This window comes from Clostridioides sp. LIBA-6622, assembly GCF_056716095.1.
Map to the genome: position 1 here is coordinate 3,909,973 of NZ_CP196998.1, position 24,291 is coordinate 3,934,263.

The window sequence follows — 24,291 nt, forward strand, 5'->3', positions numbered from 1 at the left end:
TTATTTTTGTAACAACTTAGCAATGTCTTTAGCAAAATAAGTTATTATTATATCTGCACCTGCTCTTTTTATAGATGTAATTGATTCAAGAATCACATCTTCATTTAATAAACCTTCTTTCACAGCATATTTAAGCATAGAATATTCTCCACTTACATTATAAGCTGCTAGAGGTAAATCAAAGTTGTCTTTAACTCTTCTTATGATATCTAAATATGATAATGCAGGTTTAACCATAAGTATATCTGCACCTTCTAATATATCAAGCTCAGTTTCTCTTATGGCTTCATTGCTATTTGCTGGGTCCATTTGATATGTTTTTCTATCTCCAAAAGATGGTGCTGAATGAGCTGCTTCTCTAAAAGGTCCATAGTAATTTGAAGCATATTTAACGCTATAAGCCATTATTCCTATATTCTCTAACCCATTTTCATCTAAAGCTTCTCTTATCGCTTGTATTCTTCCATCCATCATATCAGATGGAGCTACCATATCTGCTCCAGCTTTAGCATGACTTACAGATATTTTAGCTAAATACTCTAATGATTTATCATTATCAACATAACCAGTATCAGTTAAAATTCCACAATGTCCATGGCTTGTATATTGACACATACAGACATCTGTTATTACATTCATCTCTGGATTTATTTCTTTAACTTTTCTGATTGCCTTTTGAACTATTCCATTATCATTAAAAGCTTGTGAAGCACACTCATCTTTCTCATTCGGCACACCAAACAACATTATATGTTCAATGCCTAACTCACTTATTTCTTTTATTTCTTCCTCTAACATATCTATAGATAGATGATAAACATCTGGTAAAGATTTAATTTCTTCTTTTATATTTTCTCCTTCTACTACAAACAGTGGATATATTAAATCTTCTACATTCACTTTAGTCTCTCTTACTAAGTTTCTAATTGCTTTACTTGCTCTCAATCTTCTTGGTCTTCTTAACATGATAATCCTCCAAAATTAATTTTTTATGATTAAATCTACTAATGAATCTATAGTAGATGTAGTGGCTTCTTTATATAACTTTATTCCTAAACTTTTTATTGTCTCTGTAGTTATAGGCCCTATAGATAGTGTTTTTATTTTGTCTAATATTTTAATATTTTCTTTTCCTATAATTTCAATGAGATTGTTTACTGTTGATGAACTAGTAAATGTTATATAATCTATATCATTAGAATTTAAAATATCTAATATCTCATCTTTTTTATCTTCATCTATTACTGTTTTATATGTATGCACTTCTGTTACTTCACAAATATCCTTAAGCTTGTCAACTAGATAATCTCTAGCATTTTCCGCTCTAGGTATAAGTATATTATCACTGCTTTTCAAGATAGGCATTAGCTCTTCATATAGTGATTCTGCTACAAATTTTTTAGGTACTATATCTGCTATAATTCCTCTTTTTTTCAATTCATTTGATGTAGCAGAGCCTATAGCACATATTTTTAAATTAGATAATATTCTTAAATCAAAATTCATTTCAATTATTTTTTCAAAAAAGATTTCTACAGCATTTTTACTAGTTAATATTAGATAATTATATTTATTTATATTTTTTATCTCATTTTCTAACTTAATATTATCTTGTAGCTTTTCTATCTTTATAGTAGGTATTTCAACTGGATTTCCACCTAAATCCATTATCTTTTCCACCAATACACTATTTTGATTCCTAGACCTAGTCACAGCAATACTTTTCCCAAATAAAGGTTTATTCTCAAAGAAATTCAACTTTTCTCTAAGAGCTACAACACTTCCAACTACTATAAGGGTTGGTGGTTTTACTTCTTCTTTAATAGCAGTTTCATAAACATTCTCAAGTGTAGATGTAACGACCCTTTGATTATATCTAGTTGCCCAACTTATAAGAGCAACTGGTGTATCCTTATCTTTTCCCTCTTTCATTAAATTTTCACTTATTTTCTTTAAATTTGATATTCCCATTAAAAACACAAGAGTACCTTTATTATTTGCAAGAGCATTCCAATTTAATTCTCCACTATCATCACCCTTCAAATGACCTGTTATTACATGAAATGATGAAGCATGTTCTCTATGTGTTATAGGTATACCAGCATAACATAAACCTCCTATAGCAGAAGTTATTCCTGGAACTACTTCAAATTCTATACCCTCATCTACTAAAGTCTCTGCTTCTTCTCCCCCTCTACCAAATACATAAGGGTCTCCTCCCTTAAGGCGAGTCACATATTTTCCTTCTTTAGCTTTTTCCGCTATAATTCTATTTATATCTTCCTGTGGCAAAATATGATTACTTGATGCCTTTCCTACATATATAAGCTCACAATCAGGCTTAGCTTCTCTTAAATAACTACTATTTGCTAATCTATCATACACTATCACATCTGATTTTTTTATGCACTCTAAACCTTTTAAAGTCATGAGTTTATAATCACCTGGTCCTGCACCTACTAAGTAAACTTTACCCTTCATAATTTTCATACTCCTCCAATACAAGTTTAGCCAGCTTTAAACCTAACTCTCTAGGAGAAGAAATATCTCCCTCCATAGATTTAATTACTACTTTAGTTCCTTCTGAATCTCCATATAAACCAGTAAGATGTATCTTATCTTGGATTATTTCACAATAAGCAGCCATTGGAATATGGCAACTTCCGTTAACACCATCCAAAAAACCTCTCTCAGCTAGTATTTGGATTTCTGTATTATCATCTTTTAGCGAATTTACTATTTCTTCTATATTACTATCATTACTTCTTATTTCTATAGCCAAGGCTCCTTGAGCAGGAGCTGGTATAACAACATCAACAGGTAAATAAGAACTTATTTTTTCTTGTAAATTGGCTCTTATTATTCCTGATGCAGCCAACACAATACCATGCATATTTTCATCTTTTATTTTTCGTATTCTAGTTTCCACATTACCTCTAACTTGTACTATATTTAGGTCGGGTCTCTGTTTTAATAATTGAAATTTTCTTCTTTTACTTCCCGTTCCTATTACTGCTCCATGAGGTAAATCATCTAAACTTTTATATCCTTCTCTAAGTATTAGAACATCTCTTGGGTCTTCTCTCTTAGGTGTATGAGCAAATTTTAGTCCATCTGCTAAATAAGATGGCATATCTTTCATACTATGTACTGCTATATCTATCTTTCTATCCAATAATTGCTGCTCTATTTCTTTAACAAACAATCCTTTATCGCCTATTTTATCTAGGGAAACATTTTGAATCAAATCCCCTTTTGTCTTTATGACTTTAACCTCAAAACTAATATCTTGATACTTCTTTTTTAGTTCATTAATTACCCATTCTGTTTGTATAAGTGCTAGATTACTACCCCTAGTTCCAACCACGATATTCATACTAAATCTCCTTTAAAATATTACCTTTATCTATTTTATTTTGTTCTCTTTATTTACTAGTATTGTAGAAAAATAAGATATCTTATCTTCAAGATGTGCCTCTCGTAAATCTTTAAATACAGTTTCACCTTCTTGAGACGAATTACTTACTAAAATAGCATATTCTATCAGATTGTATTTTTCTAGTTTTTTTATTATTTCTTTAAAGTTCTTATAAACTTTCATCAATACTATTGAATTATAATTTTGTAAAGCATGTTCTATTTTATCATCTTCCATAGTACAAGGAACTATTACCAAAGCTTCCTTATCCATAACTAATGGGAAATTTTGATTAGATGCTATATTAGAAAATGATGAAATCCCTGGTATAGTTTCCACTTCTATTTCGTCTGATATTCTGTTCATTATATACACATATGTACTATAAATCATAGGGTCTCCTAGTGTTACAAATCCTACATTTTTTCCATTCTTAACATCTACAACAATCTCTTCAGCTACATTATCCCATGCTATATTTTTTTCATTACCATCAAAACACATTGGAAAATGTCTAGATTTTATCTCTATTGATTCATTTAAGTATTCTTTAACTATTGATAGAGCTAAGCTATCTCCACCTTTTTTTGATTCTGGAGTATATAAAATATCTAATTTCTTTAATGTACTAACTGCTTTCATTGTAAGTAAAGAACTATCTCCTGGTCCTGCTCCTATACCATAAAACTTAACATTTTCTGCACATTTATTCGCATGACGAACAAACTTATCTTGTATATAAGGATTTTCACCTAAGCCTTTTAAATGTATATTTACATTAAACCCACTCTCTTCTAAGATTGTTTTCCACGAATCTTCTTCATCTCCTGCCATATCATTTATAGCATGGTCACCTGCAACTAACATAAATGGCATCAGATTAACAGTTTTTATATTACCTTCTTTCAATCTTCTTATTACATGCTCTATTTCTGGATAACCTTCAACTGTACCAACATAAGCATTTATTCCATTATCTCTAAGCATATATTCTAATGCTGGATATGCTGAATGTGATTCATGAATAGTACCATGACCCATAAATACTACTGCTTCATCATTTTTCATATGAGGGATTTGATGTTTAATTGCCTCTACAGATTCTTGATAGTCTTCAATATGTGTAAGTAAAGGTCTACCTAATACAATCTTTTTAAATTTAGATGAGTAGCCTTCCACTTGCTCTTTTAACTTGTTAAATTCTTCTCCACATATAATATGAAGCGTTTGAATTATTACTTCATCATATCCTTGTTCATATATTTTATCTAAAGCTTGTATCGGATTATCTATCTCTATTCCGTCTCTTTTTTTTATTTTATTTATTATCATATTTGATGTATAAGCTCTAAAAAAATCATAGTTTCTTAATGAATCTTTTATTTTATTTTCACACATATCTATTGTCTTTTCTCTCGTTTCATGGTAGCTTGTACCAAAACTCACTACTAATAAGGCCTTCTTCATATGTTCTCCTCCTAAAAATTACACAAGTATGTCTTTAATTTTATTTATATCATTAATTACATTTTCATAGTTAATTGATTCTCGCTTAATAATTATTACTGGTATATTGAAACTTTTACATGCATTTACTTTTTCTAAGAAACCACCTGCTATTCCACTTTCTTTTGTTATAACTAAGTCTATACCATAATGTTTATACGTTTCTTCGTTTATACACTGGCTAAACGGACCTTTCATAGCTATTATATTGTCTGCATTTAAACCTAATTTTTCACAGCTTAGTATAACTTCACTAGTTGGAAGAACTCTAACTACTAAGTTTTTATCATTTATTTTTTCTATAAATCTATTTAGATTCTTACTTCCTGTTCCTATAAATATATTTTTTCCTATTTTATTTGCTATTTCACAGGCTTCTTCAATTGTATTTACTATAAACTTATTATCATATTCTATTTCTTCAATTAGAGATTTTCTCTCAAATCTTATATATTCTATATTCAATAGCTTTGCGCAATACATAGCATTTTTAGATACTTCAACTGCATAAGGATGAGTTGCATCTATTAGTTTTACTATATGATTAGCTTTTATAAATTTTAGCATTTCTTCTTGTCCGAGTTTCCCTAAAATTATATTCTTCGTATGTCGTTGTGCAAGCTCCTTTCCATAATCTGTGGTCACTGAAAGGATGTATGGTTGCTTTAGTTCATTTATCTTATCGCATATAGATAAGCTATCTGAAGTCCCTCCTAAAATCAAAATCATACTGTATAACCTCTTGGAGTTATCATCAACTCACCATCAATATAAGTAGATTTATTTCCGATTATAACCATTGTGGTCATATCAACTTTTTCAAAATCCATATTTTCAAAAGTACATACAAATTTTTCTTCCTTTTCTCTTCCTACATCTTTGACCACTCCAACAGGTGTATTTCCACTTTTAAATTCACCCATTATCTTAAATGCTTTACTTAGATGTTCACTTCTTCCTTTACTTCTTGGATTATATAAACAAATTACAAAGTCAGCTTCAGCAGCTAATTTCAATCTTTTTTCAATCACTTCCCATGGAGTCATTAAATCACTTAAACTTATATGACAAAAATCATGCATAATAGGGGCTCCAAGTATAGCCGCTGCACCAATACTTGCAGTAACACCTGGAATCACTTTTACTTTTATATCTTCTTTTTCTTTAGATATTAATTCTAAAATAAGTCCTGCCATTCCATATATCCCAGCATCTCCACTACTTACAACTGCTACTTTTTTTCCTTTTTTAGCTTCCTCTACCGCTTGTTTACATCTATCAACCTCTTGTCTCATACCATTTTGAATTATTTCTTTATTTTGTATAAATTCTTCTATTAAATTTATATAAGTCTTATATCCAACAATAGCCTCAGAATCTTCTATTGCTTTTATTGCCTCTAAAGTCATGGTATCTTTACTTCCTGGACCAATTCCTACAACATATATCATATTTTTATTCTCCCCACTGAAAAAGTTATTCCTTTATATTTGTGTTTTTCAACTATTAAGTTTCCTTTGCTTAAAAGATATGCCACTGGCTCTGCTACTGAATACACACCCACATTTTTTTTAACAAAATCGGATTTCTCAAATAAATTATCAACCTTTGATATTTCGTCTATTGAAAATGTTTTAAATGGTATTTGTAGTACTTTTGATAAATCAATGATTGCCTTCTCATCTTTTTTCAGCTCTATACTCCCAATCGTGCTTATTGCTCTTATATCTATATTTTGTTTATTAAGAAATTCTACAAGGGAGTTATACATTAACTCACTATCTGTATTTCTTCTACAACCAATTCCTATTACTATATCTTTTGGAATTACTCTTATTATTTTTTCATTAATATAGTCATCCTCAGACTTGTTATCTGTGTTTAAATGTTTAGCATCTCTAATACAACTTATTTTGTGGCTTATTATAACTATTTTTTCTACGTACTTATCTAATAAACTCTCTTTTAATTCATCAATGTTTTCTATAAGCTTAAATCCTCTATTATCAACTTGATACTCTTTATCAGCATATAAGCCAACACATTTATTGTTAACTAACATAGAATTTACTTCTTTTACATTTTCTCTAAAATTATCAATGTGTGCACCTAGTTTTTTTGCTATCATGTCTAATGAAGCTTTTTGATTTATATCAGTGGCTGTTGTTATTACTGGGTTAGCACCAATAAGATTACTTATATACTGTGTTAAATTATTTGCTCCTCCAACATGCCCACTCAATAAACTTATTACGTTTTTACCTTTCTCATCTAGTACTAAAATTGCAGGGTCGCTAAACTTACTCACTATATAAGGTGCTATACTTCGTACAACTATACCTGTAGCCATTATAAATACTATGTAATCAAATTTATTAAACACTTCTCCAACAAAATCACTCAGCTTCTTTTGAACTATATGTACACATGTTTCTTGCAAATTTAAATTAGTTTTTTTATTTTTTATTTGATATACAACACAATTATCTACTAGAGATTTTATCTTTATAGCTAGATTCTTACCATTTTCTGTAATACAGATTATAGCAATATTACCCTCTATATTCATGTTTAAAATCCTTGTCATATAACTTTGAGTTATTATATTCTTCTCCTAAAAATCTTCCAACCATTATTAAAGCAGTTTTATTTATGTTATTTTCTTTAACTTTTACAGCTATATCACTTAAAGTTCCTTTAACTACTTTTTCATCCGCCCAAGTTGCTTTATATATAACTGCTATAGGAGTATCTTTTGGATATCCACCTTCCAGTAATCTAGACACAACTTTCTCAATTTCTTGAACAGATAAAAATATTACCATAGATGTCTGATGCTTAGCATATGATTGTATTGATTCCTTCTCTGGAACCGGAGTTCTTCCTTCCATTCTTGTTATAATTACACTTTGAGAAATTTCTGGGACTGTATATTCAACCCCTAAAGATGAAGCTGCTCCTAAAAAAGAACTTACTCCTGGAGTACAATCATAATCTATATTCAATTTATTTAAGTCCTCCACTTGTTCTCTAATTGAACCATATATAGAAAAATCACCTGTTTGCAATCTTACAACAGACTTATTATTTTCTATACCTTCTCTCATGACATCTATTATCTCTTGTAAATCCATATGTGCGCTATTATGTATTTTGCAATCTTCTTTACAGTATTCCAAAAGTTCAGGATTAACAAGTGAACCTGCATATATTACTACATCTGCATTACTTAATAATTTGTATCCTTTTAATGTTATTAATTCTTTATCTCCAGGTCCTGCTCCTACAAAATGTACTTTATTCATAATCATTTTCCCCTTTTTCACAAGATATTATATATATAGGATTTAGTGGTTTAAAGTATTCACCTTTTCCTAGTTTCTCTAGTTTAGAAACATTCAAAACGCATACATCTATTTCTTTAAATCCATGTTTTCTAAGTAATTTTAAAGTTTGATTAAAAGTATCAATTATTATAAAATTAGCTACGAGTCTTCCTCCTATAACTAAATTATTTTTAGACCATTCTATTATTTCTTCTAAATTATTTCCTGTCCCACCAAGAAAAATAGACTCAACTTGGCTATTTAAACCTATATCAATTGGAGCATATCCTTTTATTACTTCTATATTCTTTAAGTCGAACTTTTTTATATTTTTCTCTATAAGTTCTATAGCAACATCATTTTTCTCTATAGATATAACATTTAGATTAGGATAATTATATGCAGCCTCAATACTTACACTTCCTGTACCAGCCCCTATATCTATAAAGTTTTTAGCATTCACTAAATTCAACTTACTTATTGATATTGCTCTAACTTCTTCTTTAGTAATTGGAACTTTACCTGTTATAAATTCACTATTCTTCATCTAAAATCACCACAACATTCATCTCGAAATTATTCATTCTTATTATCTCTTCTGGTTTAGCTATTGTTATTTTTTCATTTTCATATGATAAATTTTCTCCTACTACAATAATCTTATTTAAATTTCTATCCATTATTTCCTTACTTATTTGTTTTGGCCCTATTTTAGAATCTGTAACCATACATACTTTTTTATGTGATAGTATATAATCAAAATCTGGTACTTTACCATGACTACTTGTGATATATACATCATTCATATCCACATATATTTTTGAAAATATGTATTGTAATGAACTAATTCCAGAAACCATATTTATCATCTTATTGTCAATATTATTAGATAAGTATCTGCCTATACCATATATTAATGGGTCACCAGAAGCTATTACTGATATTTGCTTTTCTTTATTATTATTTATGTACTCTATAATTTCTCTCAGATTAGAATCTAGGATTATTTTTTCTCCTTCGAAGTTTTTTATAGATTCTAGATTCCTCTTACCACCAATTAATACATCAGAAGTGGAAATTAGATTTTCACCTTTTTTTGTTATATAGTCCAAGTTTCCAGGCCCTAGACCTATTATGTTTATCATATAAAAACCTCCACTAATGCATCTGTATTATCCGATTTCCCTAATAATGACTTATCCATTGAAAATATTATTACTTCCACATCAATATCATCCGAATCTTCATTTAAGTATTGTTTTACTCTATCCCTACATTTGTTACTCAATATATTATACACTTGTTTATATTCACTGTTATTTATTATATCTACAGCTTCTTCAGATGTTAGACACTGATTTATTTTATTTAAAAATTCATATGTAGCTCCCATTAAGGCTAGATTTGCCACTAATATCTCACTTCTAGCATCTGCCACTTTACTATGGGTATTAAAAATACCAGCAGATAGTTTTATAAACTTACCTATATGACCAGCCATCAATATTTTTTTATATCCTATTCTTTGAGCTTCTTTAATCATATATCCTACAAAATTACTTGTTCTGACTACATACTTAATGTCCAAGTTTAGTTTTTCTCTTATAAACTGTTCCCCATGATTTCCTGGAACCAATATTATTTTATCTAAACCTTGCTCTTTTTTCATTTGAAGTTCTATGGACAAGGATTTTTTCCATCCTTCATCACTCATAGGTTCAACAATACCAGTTGTACCTATTATAGATATTCCTCCAACTATACCTAATCTTGGATTAAATGTTTTCTTTGCTATTGTTTCTCCTTGTGGAGCAAAGATTGTTATTTTTAAAACTTTATTATCTCCAAGGATAGATTCAAAATTACTTCCTATAAGCTTTCTTATTTCCTTATTTATCATTTTAATTGGAGCCGGATTTATAGCTGGCTTACCAATATCTACACTTAATCCTTTTTTTGTTACTACTCCAATACCAGTTCCACCATAAACTCTAATATACTTATGAAGTTCATTTTGACTATCATCATTAGTATTTATATCATCAATATCATATAAGGTAAGATACTCTTTATCCCCATCATTTTTGGACACGATTTCAGCTCTTGCATAAATATCCATAGTATGAGTTGCATCTATGTCATCCCCACCATCTTTTTTTATGGAACATTCCACAAAAGTGTTAGAAATATTTATATTATCAACCTTTAATGATAATGGTATCCCTTTAGGAGTATCTATGTTTATAGTATCAATTTTATTTTTTGTCATCAGCATATATACAGCAGCCTTAGACGCACCTGTTGCACATGAACCTGTAGTATATCCTCTTCGATATTTTTTACCATCTATATACACATATTCTTCCATACATATACCTACATAGTATATAATATAGCATTTACGATTGCTGCTGCTAAATTACTACCACCTTTTCTACCTTTAGAAATTATATATGGTATATCTGTTTTTTCAACTTCATCTTTTGATTCTTGTGCTCCTACAAAACCTACAGGGACTCCTATAACTGCATCTAAATCTAATTTTCCTTCTGATTTCATCTCCATAACCTTATATAAAGCGGTTGGTGCATTTCCCAAAACAAATATCTTTCTTCCATCTTCTTTAGCTGCAATTTCTACTGCTGCCATAGAACGGGTAATTCCTTTTTCTTTAGCTAATTTCGCAGTTTCTTCATCTGCCACTAAACATTTATATTTACATCCTAATGCTTCTAGTTTTCTTTTATTTATCCCACTAAGAGCCATATTTGTATCAGTATAAATACTAGCATTATTTTTTAGTGCATCTATTATACTATCTACTGCTTCATCTGATATTTTTAATATGTCTAAGTAATCAAAATCAGCAGTAGTATGTATGGCCCTTTTTATTATTTTCTCTTCAATATTATTCTTAAAGCTATAATCTGGTCTAATCTCATCTATTATTTCTTGTATTAATTCAAAACTTTTTTCTTCTATTTTCATAGGATTCTTTATATATTGCATTCTATTTCCCCCTTAATTCCTCCATTTATTATGTTCAATGTATAAATCTTATTATAAACAGAATCTATATTAGATTCACATAATACATCTATTATCTTTTTATCATCCATAAATTTATCAATTAAAATACCTACTACTGTACCACTGTGAGCAATGTTTACTCCATATGCGCCACATTTTTTTGATATTTTTATTATTTCACTTAGGTACTCTTTTTTTTCTATATTTTCGTTTGCTAAGCTACTTAAAGTACAAGCTTCTCCAACTAGGGATAAGTTATCTTTTTTTAATCCTTCTTCCAAAATAGTAAATGACTTTTTTATAACTTCTCTATTTTCTATTTTTAAGGTGTTATAATCTTTCCTCAGTCTGATTTTCATAGTATCTAGTACTTTGTTTGGTTCAAGTATTATAACTTTTGCATTGCTTAGATTCCCTAAGTATTTTATAACAGTTCCATTTAGAGGATTAAATATACTATTTTTATCTATAAATATAGAATCTGTTGGTTCTATTTCTGCTGCTAATTTACAAATTTCTTCACTACTCAAATCTTTATCTATCAATGACAATGTTGCCTTTATAGTAGCTCCTATATCAGCAGTAGAACTTGCCATCCCTTTTCCAACAGGTATTTTGCTATCTATATTTAAAGAAAGATTTTTAGTATCTTTTTTAGGCAGATTAAACTTTTCAAATACCTTCTCAATTGCTAGCCTTGACTTACGTCTACCTAAATTTATATCTATTAATTTTTCTTCAATATACACCTTGGAATACATATCTATTGCATATGAGCATAGATATTCTTCACTATCAATTATTCCTTGTACAAACTCTCCACAAGATGCTGGGCATATTCCATAAGATTTCATTTTAATCACCCAATAAATTTTTTATATTTTCTATAAGAATTTTATTATCTTCATGAGATTTTATAGCCACTCTTATAAAGCTATCATCTAATCCCACAAAGTTAGAAGCATCTCTAACCAATAGATTTCCTTGCTTAAACAAATCTTTTTTCAATTCTATAGATGTTTTTTTATAAGTTTTTATCAAAATAAAATTAGCATCTGTGTTATAGACCTTTATATTTTTTACGTTTCTCAACTCTTGTAACATATATTTTCTTTCTTCTATGTAATACTCTTTACTATTTCTAATATACTCTTTATCTTCAAAAATAAAATCAGACAGTATATCTGCAAAAGAGTTTATAGTCCATGGCTCTTTGTATTCATAAATTTTGTTCATAATGTTAGTATTACTTGTAATACCATATCCTAACCTCAAGCCAGGCATACCAAAAAACTTAGTCACAGCTTTAATTATGAATATATTTTTGTTTGATTCTATATATTTGACTAAGCTATATTCATTTTCATCTTCGACAAATTCCATAAAAGTTTCATCAATTATTAACAGCTTATTATATTGACCTAATAGATAAACAAGTTCCTTTAAGTCTTGAACATTTCCACTAGGATTATTTGGGTTGCATATAAATAAGCTATCGAATTTTTCAATGTTATTTTTTATTATATCTATATCAATTTTAAAGTTATTTTCTGAATCTAACTCTAAATCTATAATATCTAGATTGTTTAACTTAGCACTTCTTCTATATTCTGAAAATGTAGGATTTATTATAGCTAATCTTTTTTTAAGACTCTTCATAAGCAAATAAATCACTTCTGTAGCACCATTTCCAGGTATTATAAAGTTTGAATTTATACCTATATATTTTGATATATTTTCTCTCAGGTTTGTATAGTTTATATCTGGATAATTCCTACACTCTTCCAATCCTTTTAAAATGTATCTTTCTAAATTTGGTAATACATTTGGATTTATATTTGAACTAAAATCTATTATTTCTTTTGGGTCTTTCCCATATAATTTCGCCATTTCATCTACATTGGCACCATGCCCTAAATCCTTCATCTATGTCCCCCTTAAGTTCGCAAACCATCATTTATATAATTAATTTAATTAAAATCATCCTACATAACACATATACTAGTGTAAATACCAATATAGATGTAAACGAAGATGCATACATAATTTTATTCGTTTTAATTATATCCTCTTTATCTATTTCTCTAAGCTTATCCCCTATTGTTGGCTTATATACTTTTTCCCCAAAATAAAAGTTAGTACCTCCTAGTTGGATTCCTAAAGCACCAGATACTGCACCCTCTGAAAAAGCACAATTTGGACTTTTATGATTCTTTCTATCTCTAATAGATATTTTAAAACAATTCCTATAGTTATAATGTAAAAAGAAGCTTCCAATAGTCATAAGGACAATAGATATTCTGGCTGGTATATAATTAGCTATATCATCAATCTTAGCAGAAGCAAAGCCAATATCTTTATATTTTTCATTTTTATACCCAACAGTTGAATCTAATGTATTTATAGCTTTATATGCCATAGCAAGCGGTGCTCCTCCAATAAATGCATAAAACATAGGTGCAATTATACCATCTACAGTATTTTCTGCAACAGTTTCTACAGTTGCCCTTATTATCTCAGATTCACTTAGATTAGTAGTATCTCTACCTACTATATAAGATAACTGGGTTCTAGATTTTTCTATATCTCCAGTTTTTAATACATCATAAATTTTTAATGCTTCATCTTTCAAACATTTTGTAGCTAGTGTTGTATAAATTATAAAACCATTTACTACAACACTCAATAATCCATTAAAACTAAATAACTTCACTATAGCATAGGTTATTAAATAAGTTATTCCAACAGTTATAAACCATAATATAAATCCGCCAAACTTTAACTGCTTATCACTCTTAAAGACTTTTCTTATCATATCTTGAGTAAAATTTATAAGTTTACCAATAAACCTCACTGGATGAGGAAAAGAATATGGGTCTCCTACAATTAAATCTGTCACATACCCTATATAAATAGATAAAATATTCATTTACTTATTTCCTTTATTTAAAAAATTTTCTATACAGTTTAAATTATTATAAAAATGCGTATGAAGATATGTGGCTAAAGTATTTCCTTTACTATAACCGCCATCCCATTCTTCCACTATAGTTCCATCTCTTTCTTTTTTCATTGAATATGCACATTTTTCATCACTTTCAAATATTGAATGATGAAACTCATGCCCTTTAATAACCTCTCCTTTTTTGGATAAAAGAGTGTTTTCTTTAGCTACACCAATACAGTATCCAAATCTTTTTAAAGAAGATGTCATCTTACTAATTCCACTGAATATACCAACCATATTAAATTCTTGTTCTTCTTGATTCAATAGTTTCTCACCTAGGTACATCAGCCCCCCACATTCTGCATAAATTGGGATGTTATTGTTATGTGCTTCTAATATAGAGGCTCTCATTGACTCATTTGCCTCCAATTCTTTTCCAAATATCTCTGGAAATCCTCCTCCAATATAAATATAATCTGAAGTTGGAACTGATGTATCTTCAAGAGGGCTAAAATAGTTTATCTCCAATCCAAGCTCTTCTAAAAGCTCTATATTTTCTCTATAATAAAAATTAAATGCCTTATCATATGCTATAGCTATTGATTTATTCTTAACATGCTTTTTTATTTCATTACCTTCTATCAAAGTTTGAAAATCAAAATCACTCTCAAACTCATCACTTTCTGAAATTTCAATTATTCTATCAATATCTATATAACTTTCAATTTCATCAGCTAAAGTGTAAAATTTTTCTCTTAAAGATTTCATCTCCACACTAGGAACCAATCCTAAATGTCTAGACTCTAAAGAAAATTTATTATTTGGAGGAAAATATCCCAATACTTCAACATTACAGTATTTCTCTATAGAGTTCTTAATTATTTGATAATGGCTATTAGTCTTAACATTATTTACTATGACACCTTTTATATTTACATCTTTATCTAATTCCTTATATCCTAGCACCATAGCAGCACTAGATGCCGCCATAGATTTCCCATTTATAACTAATATAACAGGTGATTTTAACACCTTCGAAGTATGTGAGCTTGTACAGTTATCTAAATCTATTCCAAAACCATCATACAACCCCATAACACCTTCTATTACTGATATGTCTGCATCTTTTGAGGATTTATTTACTATATACTTTATTTTTTCATCATCTAACATATAAGAATCTAGATTTCTGGAATGTCTTCCAGTTATAAAAGTGTGGTATGAAGGGTCTATATAGTCTGGCCCTACTTTATATGGTTGTACTTTCATATTTCTCTTAACTAAAGCTTGCATTATTCCTAATGAAATTGTCGTCTTGCCTACTCCACTACTAGTACCCGCAATTAAAATTTTTTTCATAATACACCTCCTACCTAAATTATAAATACAGAATAATTATTATTTCATAATCTCATATATTTTCTTCATATCTAAATGTTCTCTTAAAAAATCAGCCAATTTATCATATTCTTTATCTTTGAATTCATCAAAAGAATTTACCTTGCTTTCTAATTCTTGTAGACCCTTTTTCTTCCTTATGTTATTTAAAATTGTTCTTGTAAAACTTATTTCATCAAAAATTCCATGAATATAAGTTCCAATTATATTACCATCTTTATTTATACTTCCTTCAGTGTAGTTCACTTCTTCGTCTAATTTTTTTGTTATCAAATCTAAGCTTCTTACACCATCACCTCGATTTGTAATACCCATATGAATTTCATAACCTTTTACTTTCTTTCCTTTAAGGTCATTCATATATTCACCCGTACATTCAACAATAGTAGCTTCTACCTGCGTAGTAGTCTTTACTTTTTCAAATATTGTTTCTGTATCTAAGAGACCTATACCATCAACTTCTTCAATTTCACTCTCAACATGATAAGGGTCTTTTAATTTCTTACCTAGCATTTGATAACCACCACATATACCAAATATCAATTTACCCTGACCATGTAAATTTTTAATTTGTGATTCAAGACCACTTTTTCTTATATATGTTAAATCATCTATAGTACTTTTAGTTCCAGGTATTATTACTATATCTGGATTTCCTAAAGATTCTCCATAATCTACATACCTGATACTTACATCTTCTTGTGTTTCAAATATATTGAAATCTGTAAAGTTTGACATGTGGGGAGTTCTAATTATTTCTATGTGTATGTCACCTTTATTCATTTTTTTCTTAAATCTAGTAGTCACACTATCCTCATCTTCTATTTTTATATCTGTATAAGGAACTACTCCTATAACAGGTACTTTTATGATGTCTTCTAGCATCTTTACTCCATCTTGTAAAAGCTCTTTTTTTCCTCTAAATTTATTAATTATTACACCTTTTACTCTTTTTTTCTCATCTTCATTTAATAAAAGCATTGTCCCTACTAATGAGGCGAATACTCCTCCCCTATCAATATCTCCAACTATTATTACAGGTGCATCTGCTATTTCTGCCATACCCATATTAGATATATCTCTATCTTTTAAATTTATCTCTGCATTACTGCCTGCACCTTCCATAACTACAATATCATAAGTTGAATTCAAGCTATCAAAAGTATCTTTCAATATATCTACTAATTCTAGTTTGTAATCATGATATTGAGAAGAAGGCATCTCCCCTATAACTTTCCCTCTTACAATAACTTGACTTTTGTTATTTCCAGAAGGTTTTAATAAAACTGGATTCATATCAGCTATTGGCTCTATTTTTGCTGCCTCGGCTTGAAATACTTGTGCTCTTCCCATTTCTAATCCTTCTTTAGTTATAAAGGAATTTAAAGCCATATTTTGAGACTTAAAAGGAGCAACAGTATAACCATCTTGTTTAAATATTCTGCACAAACCTGCTACTAAGATACTTTTACCTACGTTTGATGCCGTTCCTTGTAGCATTATTTTTTTCCCCACTTTCTAACCCCTCCTTGTTAAAATTTACTAAAATTCCAATAAAAAAAGTCCTATTGCTTCTAAAGATAGGACTTTTATACGTATTAATTAAAAATCTTTCACCCCGAAGACCTCTTGTTTTAAATTAAATTAGGCAGGTATCCTGGCTTAACTTCATCCTACTTCTATAACCTTCCCATCAAATTGACAGTGGTATTTATAGTTTCGTTGGTTTCACAGTAGCGGGGGCTGCAAAGGCATCTAACCTTTTTCCCTTTTAACATATAATTAAGAACCTAATTTTAATCTAATATTCTATTTTCATTGATAATTTTACAAATATATATTGTAATGTTTAATTTTGATTAAATTATATAAAGTTTGTAAAATTCATTTTATCTACTACAGTAAAACCACTATTAACTTCTAAAACTGTAATAGATGCATTATCAATTTTAAAGTTCCAATGATATTTATAACTACCAGAAATCAAATGTGTTATTATATTTCTTATTGTTCCTGCATGAGAACATATAAGTATTGTTTTTATATCTGAATGACTATCATTTTCTAAAAGTATATTATCAATTTCTTTTGCCACTCTTTTATAAGAGTCTATAAGACTTTCTCCATTTGGATATCTATAGTTGTTACCTTCTTCTATCATTTTTTCAAACTCTTCGGGATATTTGACTTTAATTTCTTCAAAAGTTATTCCTTCAAAGTCTCCAAAACTAATTTCTCTTAAAGCTCCCTTTTCTTCTATTTCTATTAATTTTAATCTTGATATTTTTTCTATTGTATCCTTGGTGCGTGAAGATGGTGTTGTGTAAATTCGGTCTATATTTTCATGAGTTAGGTATTCAGTAATTTTATCTATTTGCATTTTGCCTTCTTCACTTATACAACTATTTATGTGACCTGATAATCTTCCTTTTTTATTATCATTTGTCAATGCATGTCTTATTAGTATTAATCTTATCACATTATCACCACTTTTTATTTTTAAAAAAACATAAAAATTAACAAATATATATAAATCAAATATACAAGTTCTGAAAGTTCTATTCCACAACCTAATATATCTCCAGTTACTCCATCAATCTTTTTATAGATATGTTTTTTGAACAATGTTATAAATACAAAAACTACTATAGCTGAACCTAATATTTTAATCAATACTATATCAGGTAATAAAAATATAAATTTAGTAATAAGAATAACTATCAATGATGTGTATACTATAGCTGTTATTAACATATTTGTAGTCAGTTTTCCTATAAATAAATTTCCCATTCCTTTTTCTCTTGGTGTCACAGTTTTATATGTCAATAACATTACTCCTAACCTTGCAATCATTGGCATAAATATTATAATCCATAATGAATTATTACTTATTATATTGTATATGAATCCAACCTTTAATAAAAGCACAAACATAATTGCCAAAAGTGAATTTGTACCTAATCTTGAATCTTTCATTATTTCAAGCATTTTTTCTTTATCTCTATAGCTATATATTGCATCAAATGTATCTCCTAGTCCGTCTATATGAAGACCTCCAGTAATTAATACTCCTGCTAGAGTTATTATTATAGAAGCTATAAATGGGTCAAATAAAAGCATAGAAATCCATCCTATTAAGTAGGATAATATACCAATGACAAAACCTACAAGTGGAAAATACACTATTGATTTATAAAATTCATCATCAAATCCTACATTTAATTTTATAGGTATCCTTGTTAAAAACTGTAGTATTAAAATAAATCTTTTCATAGTCACATACTACTCCTTTATTTTCATAGGTATGCCACTAACTACAAAATAAACTTCATTACTTTTTGATGCTATGTATTGATTTATGCGACCTACAATATCAGCATATATCCTACTAAGTTTATTCCCAGGAACAATTCCCATACCTAATTCATTTGTAACAAATACAAAGTATAGATTTGTTTTTTCTATTTCTTCAATAAGTTTTATAACTTGTTCTTTTATATACTCTTCCAAGTTATTTATTTCTTCTTGAGTAGACTCTTCTATATTTAGATTGTGTTTAAACATTAGGTTATTTACTAATAAAGTTACACAATCTAGTATAACAGTTTCATGTTCTTTGTATAGCTGTCTAATTATGGAATATATATCTTCATATATTTCATATGTATCCCAATTTCTAGGTCTATCCTCTTGATGCTTTTTTACCCTATCTTTCATCTCATCATCAAATGGAATAGAAGTTGCTATATAAGCTGTCTTATTATTCCTATTTAAACATAGCTTTTCTGCAAAGTTACTCTTTCCTGACCTAGCTCCTCCTGTTACCAGAACAATTTCACTCATCAAAACACTCCTACATATTAAATTTTTATACCTTATCTTCCCATGTCAATTTCATCGAAAGTTGCCATATTCTTATAAGTATAATTTGAAGCTTCTATTATGTTAAATGCTAATGCAGCTCCACTTCCTTCACCCAATCTCATATCCATATTTAGTAAAGGGTCTAATTTCAATATATCTAAGGCTCTCTTAGTTCCTGATTCTGCTGACAGATGAGATGCTATCATATATTCTCTAGTTTTTGGATTTATCTTATACGCAATCAATGCTGCTGCATAAGAAATAAATCCATCGATTACTACTGGAATTCTATTAGCACTACATCCTAATATTACACCTGCCATTGAACCTATTTCAAATCCACCTACTTTAGATAAAATATCTACTCCATCAGTTGGGTTTGGATTATTAATCTCAATAGCTTTTCTAATTACTTCAGCTTTATGTTTTAGTCTCTCTTTTTTAAGACCTGCACCTATACCAGTAACTTCTAATGGGTCACATCCTGAAATTACAGATATTATTGCTGTACTTGGAGTAGTATTTGCTATACCCATCTCTCCAATACCAATAACCTTATAATCTTTTTCTATACACTGTTCTGCTATTTCAATTCCTATCTCTAAGCATCTAACAGCTTCTTGTTTACTCATAGCTGGCCCTTTCGCCATATTTGATGTTCCTTTTCTAATCTTGTAATCTAATACTCCATCTAGTTTTTCATCACAGTTTATTCCTACATCTACAGCTACAACATCTGCCCCTACAAATTTACTTATTACTCCTACTCCACACAATCCCTTTGAAAAATTTGGAAATTGTAGTTTTGTTATATTTTGAGGGTCAGGTGCCACTCCTTCTTCATATACACCATGGTCTCCTGCAAAAGCTATTATGACTTTTTTACTTGTATCAAAATTTTCATTGCCAAATATTCCTGATAATTGCATACAAATGTCTTCTATTTTTCCTAAGCTTCCAGTTGGATGTATAAGCCTGTCCAATCTTTGCTTTGTTTTTTCAATAGAAGCATTATCTAAAGAATATATATTTTTTGATATACTTTCTAATAAACTCATTTTCTATCCTCCCAACATTTTTTTATTTTTTAAATTATCTTTTTAGATAAAAAATACTCTTATTTTCTAAAAATTTCAACTTTTTATTTTTATTTTTACATACTTACAGAAATTATTCTACATTTTATCTGTATTTCCTTTATTTTCCATTATGAATTTGCATACAATTAGATGATTTTTGTAAAAATATACTTAAAAGAACTTTAAGGAGATGATATTGTGGATGATTTTTCTAAATTAAAAAATTTATATGAAGATGGATATAGATGTATTTATCATGATTGTGTAGATAATAATTATACTATCTATCTTAAGAATTTTTATACGGAAGGTTCAGAAACTATCGAGTTAAGTAGTGAATCAGATTTCTCACAATTCAAAGATTATATAGATGGACTCAGAATGTCTTAAATATTATGAAACCCATTAAAATAGGGAGTTTAACAACTCCCTATTTTGAAGTCACAATTTTTTTTATAAGCTTTAAAAGTTCGTCTCGGTTTACTTCTCTTTCATTTTTTCTGTCCTTATACTCTTGAAAGTTAACAACTCTTGTATTTGGTTTTTCCATAAACTCACTTCCCATTTAACATTATTAACTTATCTTAATATATTTTATTCTATACAATTTATCTATTTCCTTCTATTTATAATACAAAATTTCTTAAATAATCCCAAATTTTCAAAACAAAATTTTCAAAATATACTAAAATCTACCTTTCAAATATAATATCAAATAAAATTTAATAATCCTTATACTTTATAGTATAATATACTCATAAAATATAATAAAGGAGATTTTAAATGAATATATTACAAAATGAAAAGTTAATTATAGAATCAAACAATACTGGTGCTGAACTCACTAAAATATTTTCTAAAAAATATGATAGAGACATTCTTTGGAATGGTAATAAAAAATATTGGGGTAGACAATCACCTATATTATTTCCTATAGTAGGTAAGCTTTTTGATAATGAAACTATAATAGAGGAAAATTTATACAACATGACTCAGCATGGGTTTGCTAGAAATATGGATTTTGAGATTGTAGATAAAGGAGATACATTCATATCTTATAAGTTAGCAGATAATGAATCTACTTTAAAAAAGTATCCATATTCTTTTGAGCTAATCATAAATTACACATTAAATGATAACAGTATAAATATAGAGTGGATTGTAAAAAATACTGACTCTAAAGATATATTCTTTTCTATAGGTGGACATCCTGCATTTAATCTTCCTCTTTTTGAACAAAATGATTTTTCTAAATATCATCTTGAATTTAAAAAAAGAAATGATGTGGAAAAAATCAATTTAAATACTTCTTTTACAGACGATATAACATTTATTGGAGATTTAAAAAACTTACAGTTAAGTCCAGAATTATTCAAGAATGATGCCTTGATATACACTAATATAGATGAAGTATCTATCTGTAATAACAATGATAACAAGTATATAACTCTATCTATGCAAGATTTCCCTCTAGTTGGTATTTGGACTCCTTATTATAGTGAAACTAATTCTACTGCTCCATTTTTATGTATAGAACCTTGGTATGGTCTTGCTGATAGTATACATTCTAATAAAATTTATAAAGACAAGAAGTTCATTAATAAACTTGGTAAAGGAAAAGTTTTTACTGCTTCTTACAGTATAAATATACATTAAATAAAAGTCAGTTAAAAAGTTGTATTTTTAGGTTCGCATTTTTGTAAAATATTATAGTAAATTAATATGAAAAGTTTCTATTAAAAATAAAGAGTGGATATTTTCAATTATCCACTCTTTTATAGTACACTTTATTTTATAGTATAAGTTTACAAGAATTAAATCCTATTTATCAATCTGCTCTCTAAGCCACTTAGTTGCTACATCCAGTTGCTTATTTTCATCTTTTTCTTCAATTGTAGGCTTTATTCCTTTTTCATTGATATAATCTCCATTAGGTGTAAAATATTGAGCAGTAGTTAGTTTGTATCCTGTTCCATCTTTTAATCTTACAACTGACTGTACTAACCCTTTACCAAAAGTTGTTGTCCCTACAGAAATACCTTCTTTATTATCAACGATTGCAGCTGTTAATATCTCAGCCGCAGAAGCACTTTCTCCATTAGTTAAGACAACTATTGGGAGTCCTAATTTTTCTTTATCAGATTTCAAGTACTCAGTATTTCCTTTATTATCTTTTGTATATACTATAGTTCCTTCACCAATTAGCTCATCAGCAACTTCTTTACATATATCCAGCATTCCACCAGGATTGTTTCTAAGGTCTATTACTAACCCCTTAATATTCTTTGCTTTTAATTCTTTTAAAGCTTTGTCAAAGTCAGTATATGTACTTGATATAAATTGAGTGATTTCTATATATCCTAAATCATTATCAATTACTTTACTTTCTATACTTTTCTCAACTATTTGCTCTGTCTTTACTTTAAAGTTTAGATGTTTGTCTTCTCTTAATATAGTCAACTCTACTACTTTTCCTTTTTTACCTTTCATCATACGCACAGCTTCATCTGAATTCTTATATGATACAGATTTTCCATTAACTTTTACTAGTTTATCCCCTGCTTTTACACCTGCTTTTTCTGCTGGGGAATCTTTCATAGGAACTACCACTAGTCCTCCATCTTTTGATGCACCTATATACATACCTACACCAACATATGAGCCTTCACTATCATTTATTAAGTCTTCCATTTCATCTTTAGTGTAATAACCAGAGTACTTATCATTTGTACCTAAGAATAATCCTTTTGATGCTCCATCTACTAAGTCAGCATCAGATACTTTTTTATAAAAATCTTGTTTTATAATAGTCTCTAATCCTAACAACTTATCATATTTTTTATAGTCCTCATAGAGTTCTTTCGATATTACAACCTTATTTCCCAATGTTAACTGAAAGGCTGATGTAGTCATCGCCGTTATAATTACTAAAATCACCCCTAAAAAAATAGCTTTCTTCTTTGAAATCACAAGATACATCTCCTTTTACATAAACTATTATTATTATATGACTAGCTGTTATTTTTATTACATTTACCCAAATATATTGCTTTATTATTATAAACTATACTAAAATTTATATTAAATACAATTGCTTTACACATTATAACACATTAAGGGGGAATATTTTATGAAAAAAGAATTTAGAAAAAAAGTTATTGAGACCAGAAAAAATAAGAATGCAGATTTTGTACTTAATAATTCAAATTTAATAACAGAAAAATTACTTCAGATGAAAGATATAAGAAATGCAACTAATATAATGCTTTATCTCGACTTCAATAATGAAGTTCAAACAGATAACTTAATCCAAAAACTTTTATCCCTGAAGAAAATAGTCTCAAGCCCTATAACAATAAAAGAAAATCATACATTAATCCCTACTCAAATAACAGATTTAAAAGAAGGATTGAGAATTGGAGCATATGGAATAAGAGAACCTAAAGAAAAATCGCCTACAATCGATATTAAGACCTTAGATGTTGTAATTGTACCAGCTGTAGCATATGATATAAATTGCTATAGACTAGGATATGGTGGAGGATTTTATGATAGGTTTTTAGAAGACTTAAGAAAAGATGCTATAACTATAGGAATAGCATTTGATTTCCAAATATTCAATTCTATCCCAAAAGAAACTCATGATGCACAATTAAATTATATAGTTACTGAAACTAGAATTATCACACCAGACAATTAGGACAGCAAATATTTTAATATTAT

Annotated in this window: 25 protein-coding genes and 1 riboswitch; of the genes, 3 read left to right on the forward strand and 22 right to left on the reverse strand. The window is 28.6% G+C overall.

Annotated elements, in window-relative coordinates; genetic code table 11:
- The 21 genes from hemB to cobT all read right to left on the reverse strand — a co-directional run bounded on the left by hemB (position 1) and on the right by cobT (position 20,547).
- Entirely contained in the window at positions 1-966 is a 966-nt protein-coding gene (hemB, locus tag ACTG47_RS18190; RefSeq protein ID WP_479925596.1) for a porphobilinogen synthase, read from the reverse strand.
- 15 nt (positions 967-981) lie between these two features.
- Complete coding sequence (gene cobA / locus ACTG47_RS18195) at positions 982-2,481, reverse strand: uroporphyrinogen-III C-methyltransferase (RefSeq protein WP_479925597.1); 1,500 nt, start codon at positions 2,479-2,481, stop codon at positions 982-984.
- Positions 2,471-3,376, reverse strand: a complete 906-nt coding sequence (gene hemC / locus ACTG47_RS18200) for a hydroxymethylbilane synthase (protein ID WP_169470258.1) — start codon at positions 3,374-3,376, stop codon at positions 2,471-2,473. Before hemC ends, cobA begins: the two co-directional genes overlap by 11 nt.
- 30 nt (positions 3,377-3,406) lie before the next feature.
- A complete protein-coding gene (locus tag ACTG47_RS18205) occupies positions 3,407-4,885 on the reverse strand; it encodes a cobalt-factor II C(20)-methyltransferase (protein WP_479925598.1) in 1,479 nt (492 codons plus the stop codon).
- 18 nt (positions 4,886-4,903) lie between these two features.
- Positions 4,904-5,653 (reverse strand): precorrin-6A reductase, encoded by a 750-nt coding sequence (gene cobK, locus ACTG47_RS18210; protein WP_479925599.1) that lies wholly within the window; start codon positions 5,651-5,653, stop codon positions 4,904-4,906.
- Positions 5,650-6,375 (reverse strand): precorrin-3B C(17)-methyltransferase, encoded by a 726-nt coding sequence (gene cobJ, locus ACTG47_RS18215; protein WP_169470255.1) that lies wholly within the window; start codon positions 6,373-6,375, stop codon positions 5,650-5,652. Before cobJ ends, cobK begins: the two co-directional genes overlap by 4 nt.
- Entirely contained in the window at positions 6,372-7,511 is a 1,140-nt protein-coding gene (gene cbiG / locus ACTG47_RS18220; protein WP_479925600.1) for a cobalt-precorrin 5A hydrolase, read from the reverse strand. Before cbiG ends, cobJ begins: the two co-directional genes overlap by 4 nt.
- Positions 7,477-8,229: a cobalt-precorrin-4 methyltransferase gene (locus ACTG47_RS18225; protein ID WP_479925601.1), complete on the reverse strand. Its 753-nt coding sequence runs from the start codon at positions 8,227-8,229 to the stop codon at positions 7,477-7,479. The genes cbiG and ACTG47_RS18225 overlap by 35 nt, the downstream gene beginning before the upstream one ends.
- Positions 8,222-8,797, reverse strand: coding sequence for a decarboxylating cobalt-precorrin-6B (C(15))-methyltransferase (locus ACTG47_RS18230; RefSeq protein ID WP_479925602.1), 576 nt, complete (start codon positions 8,795-8,797; stop codon positions 8,222-8,224). Before ACTG47_RS18230 ends, ACTG47_RS18225 begins: the two co-directional genes overlap by 8 nt.
- Entirely contained in the window at positions 8,787-9,395 is a 609-nt protein-coding gene (locus ACTG47_RS18235) for a cobalt-precorrin-7 (C(5))-methyltransferase (RefSeq protein WP_479925603.1), read from the reverse strand. The genes ACTG47_RS18230 and ACTG47_RS18235 overlap by 11 nt, the downstream gene beginning before the upstream one ends.
- Positions 9,392-10,618: a cobalt-precorrin-5B (C(1))-methyltransferase CbiD gene (cbiD, locus tag ACTG47_RS18240; RefSeq protein WP_479925604.1), complete on the reverse strand. Its 1,227-nt coding sequence runs from the start codon at positions 10,616-10,618 to the stop codon at positions 9,392-9,394. Before cbiD ends, ACTG47_RS18235 begins: the two co-directional genes overlap by 4 nt.
- Positions 10,619-10,626: 8 nt before the next feature.
- Positions 10,627-11,259 (reverse strand): cobalt-precorrin-8 methylmutase, encoded by a 633-nt coding sequence (locus tag ACTG47_RS18245; protein WP_169470249.1) that lies wholly within the window; start codon positions 11,257-11,259, stop codon positions 10,627-10,629.
- Positions 11,247-12,134 carry a GHMP family kinase ATP-binding protein gene (locus ACTG47_RS18250; RefSeq protein ID WP_479925605.1) on the reverse strand — a complete coding sequence of 296 codons (888 nt, stop codon included), beginning with the start codon at positions 12,132-12,134 and terminating at the stop codon, positions 11,247-11,249. Before ACTG47_RS18250 ends, ACTG47_RS18245 begins: the two co-directional genes overlap by 13 nt.
- A gap of 1 nt (position 12,135) precedes the next feature.
- Positions 12,136-13,206, reverse strand: coding sequence for a pyridoxal phosphate-dependent aminotransferase (locus ACTG47_RS18255; protein WP_479925606.1), 1,071 nt, complete (start codon positions 13,204-13,206; stop codon positions 12,136-12,138).
- Between the two features lie 31 nt (positions 13,207-13,237).
- A complete protein-coding gene (gene cbiB / locus ACTG47_RS18260; RefSeq protein WP_479925607.1) occupies positions 13,238-14,209 on the reverse strand; it encodes an adenosylcobinamide-phosphate synthase CbiB in 972 nt (323 codons plus the stop codon).
- Complete coding sequence (locus ACTG47_RS18265; protein ID WP_479925608.1) at positions 14,210-15,586, reverse strand: cobyrinic acid a,c-diamide synthase CobB; 1,377 nt, start codon at positions 15,584-15,586, stop codon at positions 14,210-14,212.
- A gap of 39 nt (positions 15,587-15,625) precedes the next feature.
- On the reverse strand, positions 15,626-17,140 hold the full coding sequence (locus tag ACTG47_RS18270; protein ID WP_479925609.1) for a cobyric acid synthase: 1,515 nt from the start codon (positions 17,138-17,140) through the stop codon (positions 15,626-15,628).
- A gap of 115 nt (positions 17,141-17,255) precedes the next feature.
- Positions 17,256-17,434: riboswitch (cobalamin riboswitch) on the reverse strand.
- A gap of 55 nt (positions 17,435-17,489) precedes the next feature.
- The gene (locus ACTG47_RS18275) at positions 17,490-18,104 is read right to left on the reverse strand and encodes a histidine phosphatase family protein (RefSeq protein ID WP_479925610.1); all 615 of its coding nucleotides are present in this window, start codon (positions 18,102-18,104) and stop codon (positions 17,490-17,492) included.
- A gap of 20 nt (positions 18,105-18,124) precedes the next feature.
- Entirely contained in the window at positions 18,125-18,898 is a 774-nt protein-coding gene (gene cobS, locus ACTG47_RS18280) for an adenosylcobinamide-GDP ribazoletransferase (RefSeq protein ID WP_479925611.1), read from the reverse strand.
- 9 nt (positions 18,899-18,907) lie between these two features.
- Positions 18,908-19,468, reverse strand: a complete 561-nt coding sequence (cobU, locus tag ACTG47_RS18285) for a bifunctional adenosylcobinamide kinase/adenosylcobinamide-phosphate guanylyltransferase (protein ID WP_479925612.1) — start codon at positions 19,466-19,468, stop codon at positions 18,908-18,910.
- Positions 19,469-19,500: 32 nt separating this feature from the next.
- The gene (gene cobT, locus ACTG47_RS18290) at positions 19,501-20,547 is read right to left on the reverse strand and encodes a nicotinate-nucleotide--dimethylbenzimidazole phosphoribosyltransferase (RefSeq protein ID WP_479925613.1); all 1,047 of its coding nucleotides are present in this window, start codon (positions 20,545-20,547) and stop codon (positions 19,501-19,503) included.
- 219 nt (positions 20,548-20,766) lie between these two features.
- Between cobT and ACTG47_RS18295 the strand changes: the two genes are divergently transcribed.
- Positions 20,767-20,958, forward strand: a complete 192-nt coding sequence (locus tag ACTG47_RS18295; RefSeq protein WP_003425777.1) for a hypothetical protein — start codon at positions 20,767-20,769, stop codon at positions 20,956-20,958.
- A 393-nt stretch (positions 20,959-21,351) separates the two neighbouring features.
- Positions 21,352-22,224, forward strand: a complete 873-nt coding sequence (locus ACTG47_RS18300; RefSeq protein WP_479925614.1) for an aldose 1-epimerase family protein — start codon at positions 21,352-21,354, stop codon at positions 22,222-22,224.
- A gap of 165 nt (positions 22,225-22,389) precedes the next feature.
- Here the strand turns inward: ACTG47_RS18300 and ACTG47_RS18305 are convergent, their stop codons facing one another.
- Positions 22,390-23,547, reverse strand: coding sequence for a S41 family peptidase (locus ACTG47_RS18305; RefSeq protein WP_479925615.1), 1,158 nt, complete (start codon positions 23,545-23,547; stop codon positions 22,390-22,392).
- Between the two features lie 151 nt (positions 23,548-23,698).
- Between ACTG47_RS18305 and ACTG47_RS18310 the strand changes: the two genes are divergently transcribed.
- The gene (locus ACTG47_RS18310) at positions 23,699-24,268 is read left to right on the forward strand and encodes a 5-formyltetrahydrofolate cyclo-ligase (protein ID WP_479925616.1); all 570 of its coding nucleotides are present in this window, start codon (positions 23,699-23,701) and stop codon (positions 24,266-24,268) included.
- Positions 24,269-24,291: the final 23 nt, after the last annotated feature.

Coding starts and splice junctions, on each gene's coding strand:
- cbiG (WP_479925600.1), bottom strand. CDS start 7,511: ATGACAAGGATTTTAAACATGAATATAGAGGGTAATATTGCTATAATC.
- cobS (WP_479925611.1), bottom strand. CDS start 18,898: ATGAAAAGATTTATTTTAATACTACAGTTTTTAACAAGGATACCTATA.
- cobA (WP_479925597.1), bottom strand. CDS start 2,481: ATGAAGGGTAAAGTTTACTTAGTAGGTGCAGGACCAGGTGATTATAAA.
- ACTG47_RS18225 (WP_479925601.1), bottom strand. CDS start 8,229: ATGAATAAAGTACATTTTGTAGGAGCAGGACCTGGAGATAAAGAATTA.
- cobU (WP_479925612.1), bottom strand. CDS start 19,468: ATGAGTGAAATTGTTCTGGTAACAGGAGGAGCTAGGTCAGGAAAGAGT.
- cbiB (WP_479925607.1), bottom strand. CDS start 14,209: ATGAATATTTTATCTATTTATATAGGGTATGTGACAGATTTAATTGTA.
- ACTG47_RS18205 (WP_479925598.1), bottom strand. CDS start 4,885: ATGAAGAAGGCCTTATTAGTAGTGAGTTTTGGTACAAGCTACCATGAA.
- ACTG47_RS18305 (WP_479925615.1), bottom strand. CDS start 23,547: ATGTATCTTGTGATTTCAAAGAAGAAAGCTATTTTTTTAGGGGTGATT.
- ACTG47_RS18300 (WP_479925614.1), top strand. CDS start 21,352: ATGAATATATTACAAAATGAAAAGTTAATTATAGAATCAAACAATACT.
- hemC (WP_169470258.1), bottom strand. CDS start 3,376: ATGAATATCGTGGTTGGAACTAGGGGTAGTAATCTAGCACTTATACAA.
- ACTG47_RS18265 (WP_479925608.1), bottom strand. CDS start 15,586: ATGAAAAAAATTTTAATTGCGGGTACTAGTAGTGGAGTAGGCAAGACG.
- cbiD (WP_479925604.1), bottom strand. CDS start 10,618: ATGGAAGAATATGTGTATATAGATGGTAAAAAATATCGAAGAGGATAT.
- cobJ (WP_169470255.1), bottom strand. CDS start 6,375: ATGATATATGTTGTAGGAATTGGTCCAGGAAGTAAAGATACCATGACT.
- ACTG47_RS18235 (WP_479925603.1), bottom strand. CDS start 9,395: ATGATAAACATAATAGGTCTAGGGCCTGGAAACTTGGACTATATAACA.
- ACTG47_RS18250 (WP_479925605.1), bottom strand. CDS start 12,134: ATGAAATCTTATGGAATATGCCCAGCATCTTGTGGAGAGTTTGTACAA.
- ACTG47_RS18230 (WP_479925602.1), bottom strand. CDS start 8,797: ATGAAGAATAGTGAATTTATAACAGGTAAAGTTCCAATTACTAAAGAA.
- ACTG47_RS18255 (WP_479925606.1), bottom strand. CDS start 13,206: ATGAAGGATTTAGGGCATGGTGCCAATGTAGATGAAATGGCGAAATTA.
- ACTG47_RS18245 (WP_169470249.1), bottom strand. CDS start 11,259: ATGCAATATATAAAGAATCCTATGAAAATAGAAGAAAAAAGTTTTGAA.
- hemB (WP_479925596.1), bottom strand. CDS start 966: ATGTTAAGAAGACCAAGAAGATTGAGAGCAAGTAAAGCAATTAGAAAC.
- ACTG47_RS18310 (WP_479925616.1), top strand. CDS start 23,699: ATGAAAAAAGAATTTAGAAAAAAAGTTATTGAGACCAGAAAAAATAAG.
- cobK (WP_479925599.1), bottom strand. CDS start 5,653: ATGATTTTGATTTTAGGAGGGACTTCAGATAGCTTATCTATATGCGAT.
- cobT (WP_479925613.1), bottom strand. CDS start 20,547: ATGAGTTTATTAGAAAGTATATCAAAAAATATATATTCTTTAGATAAT.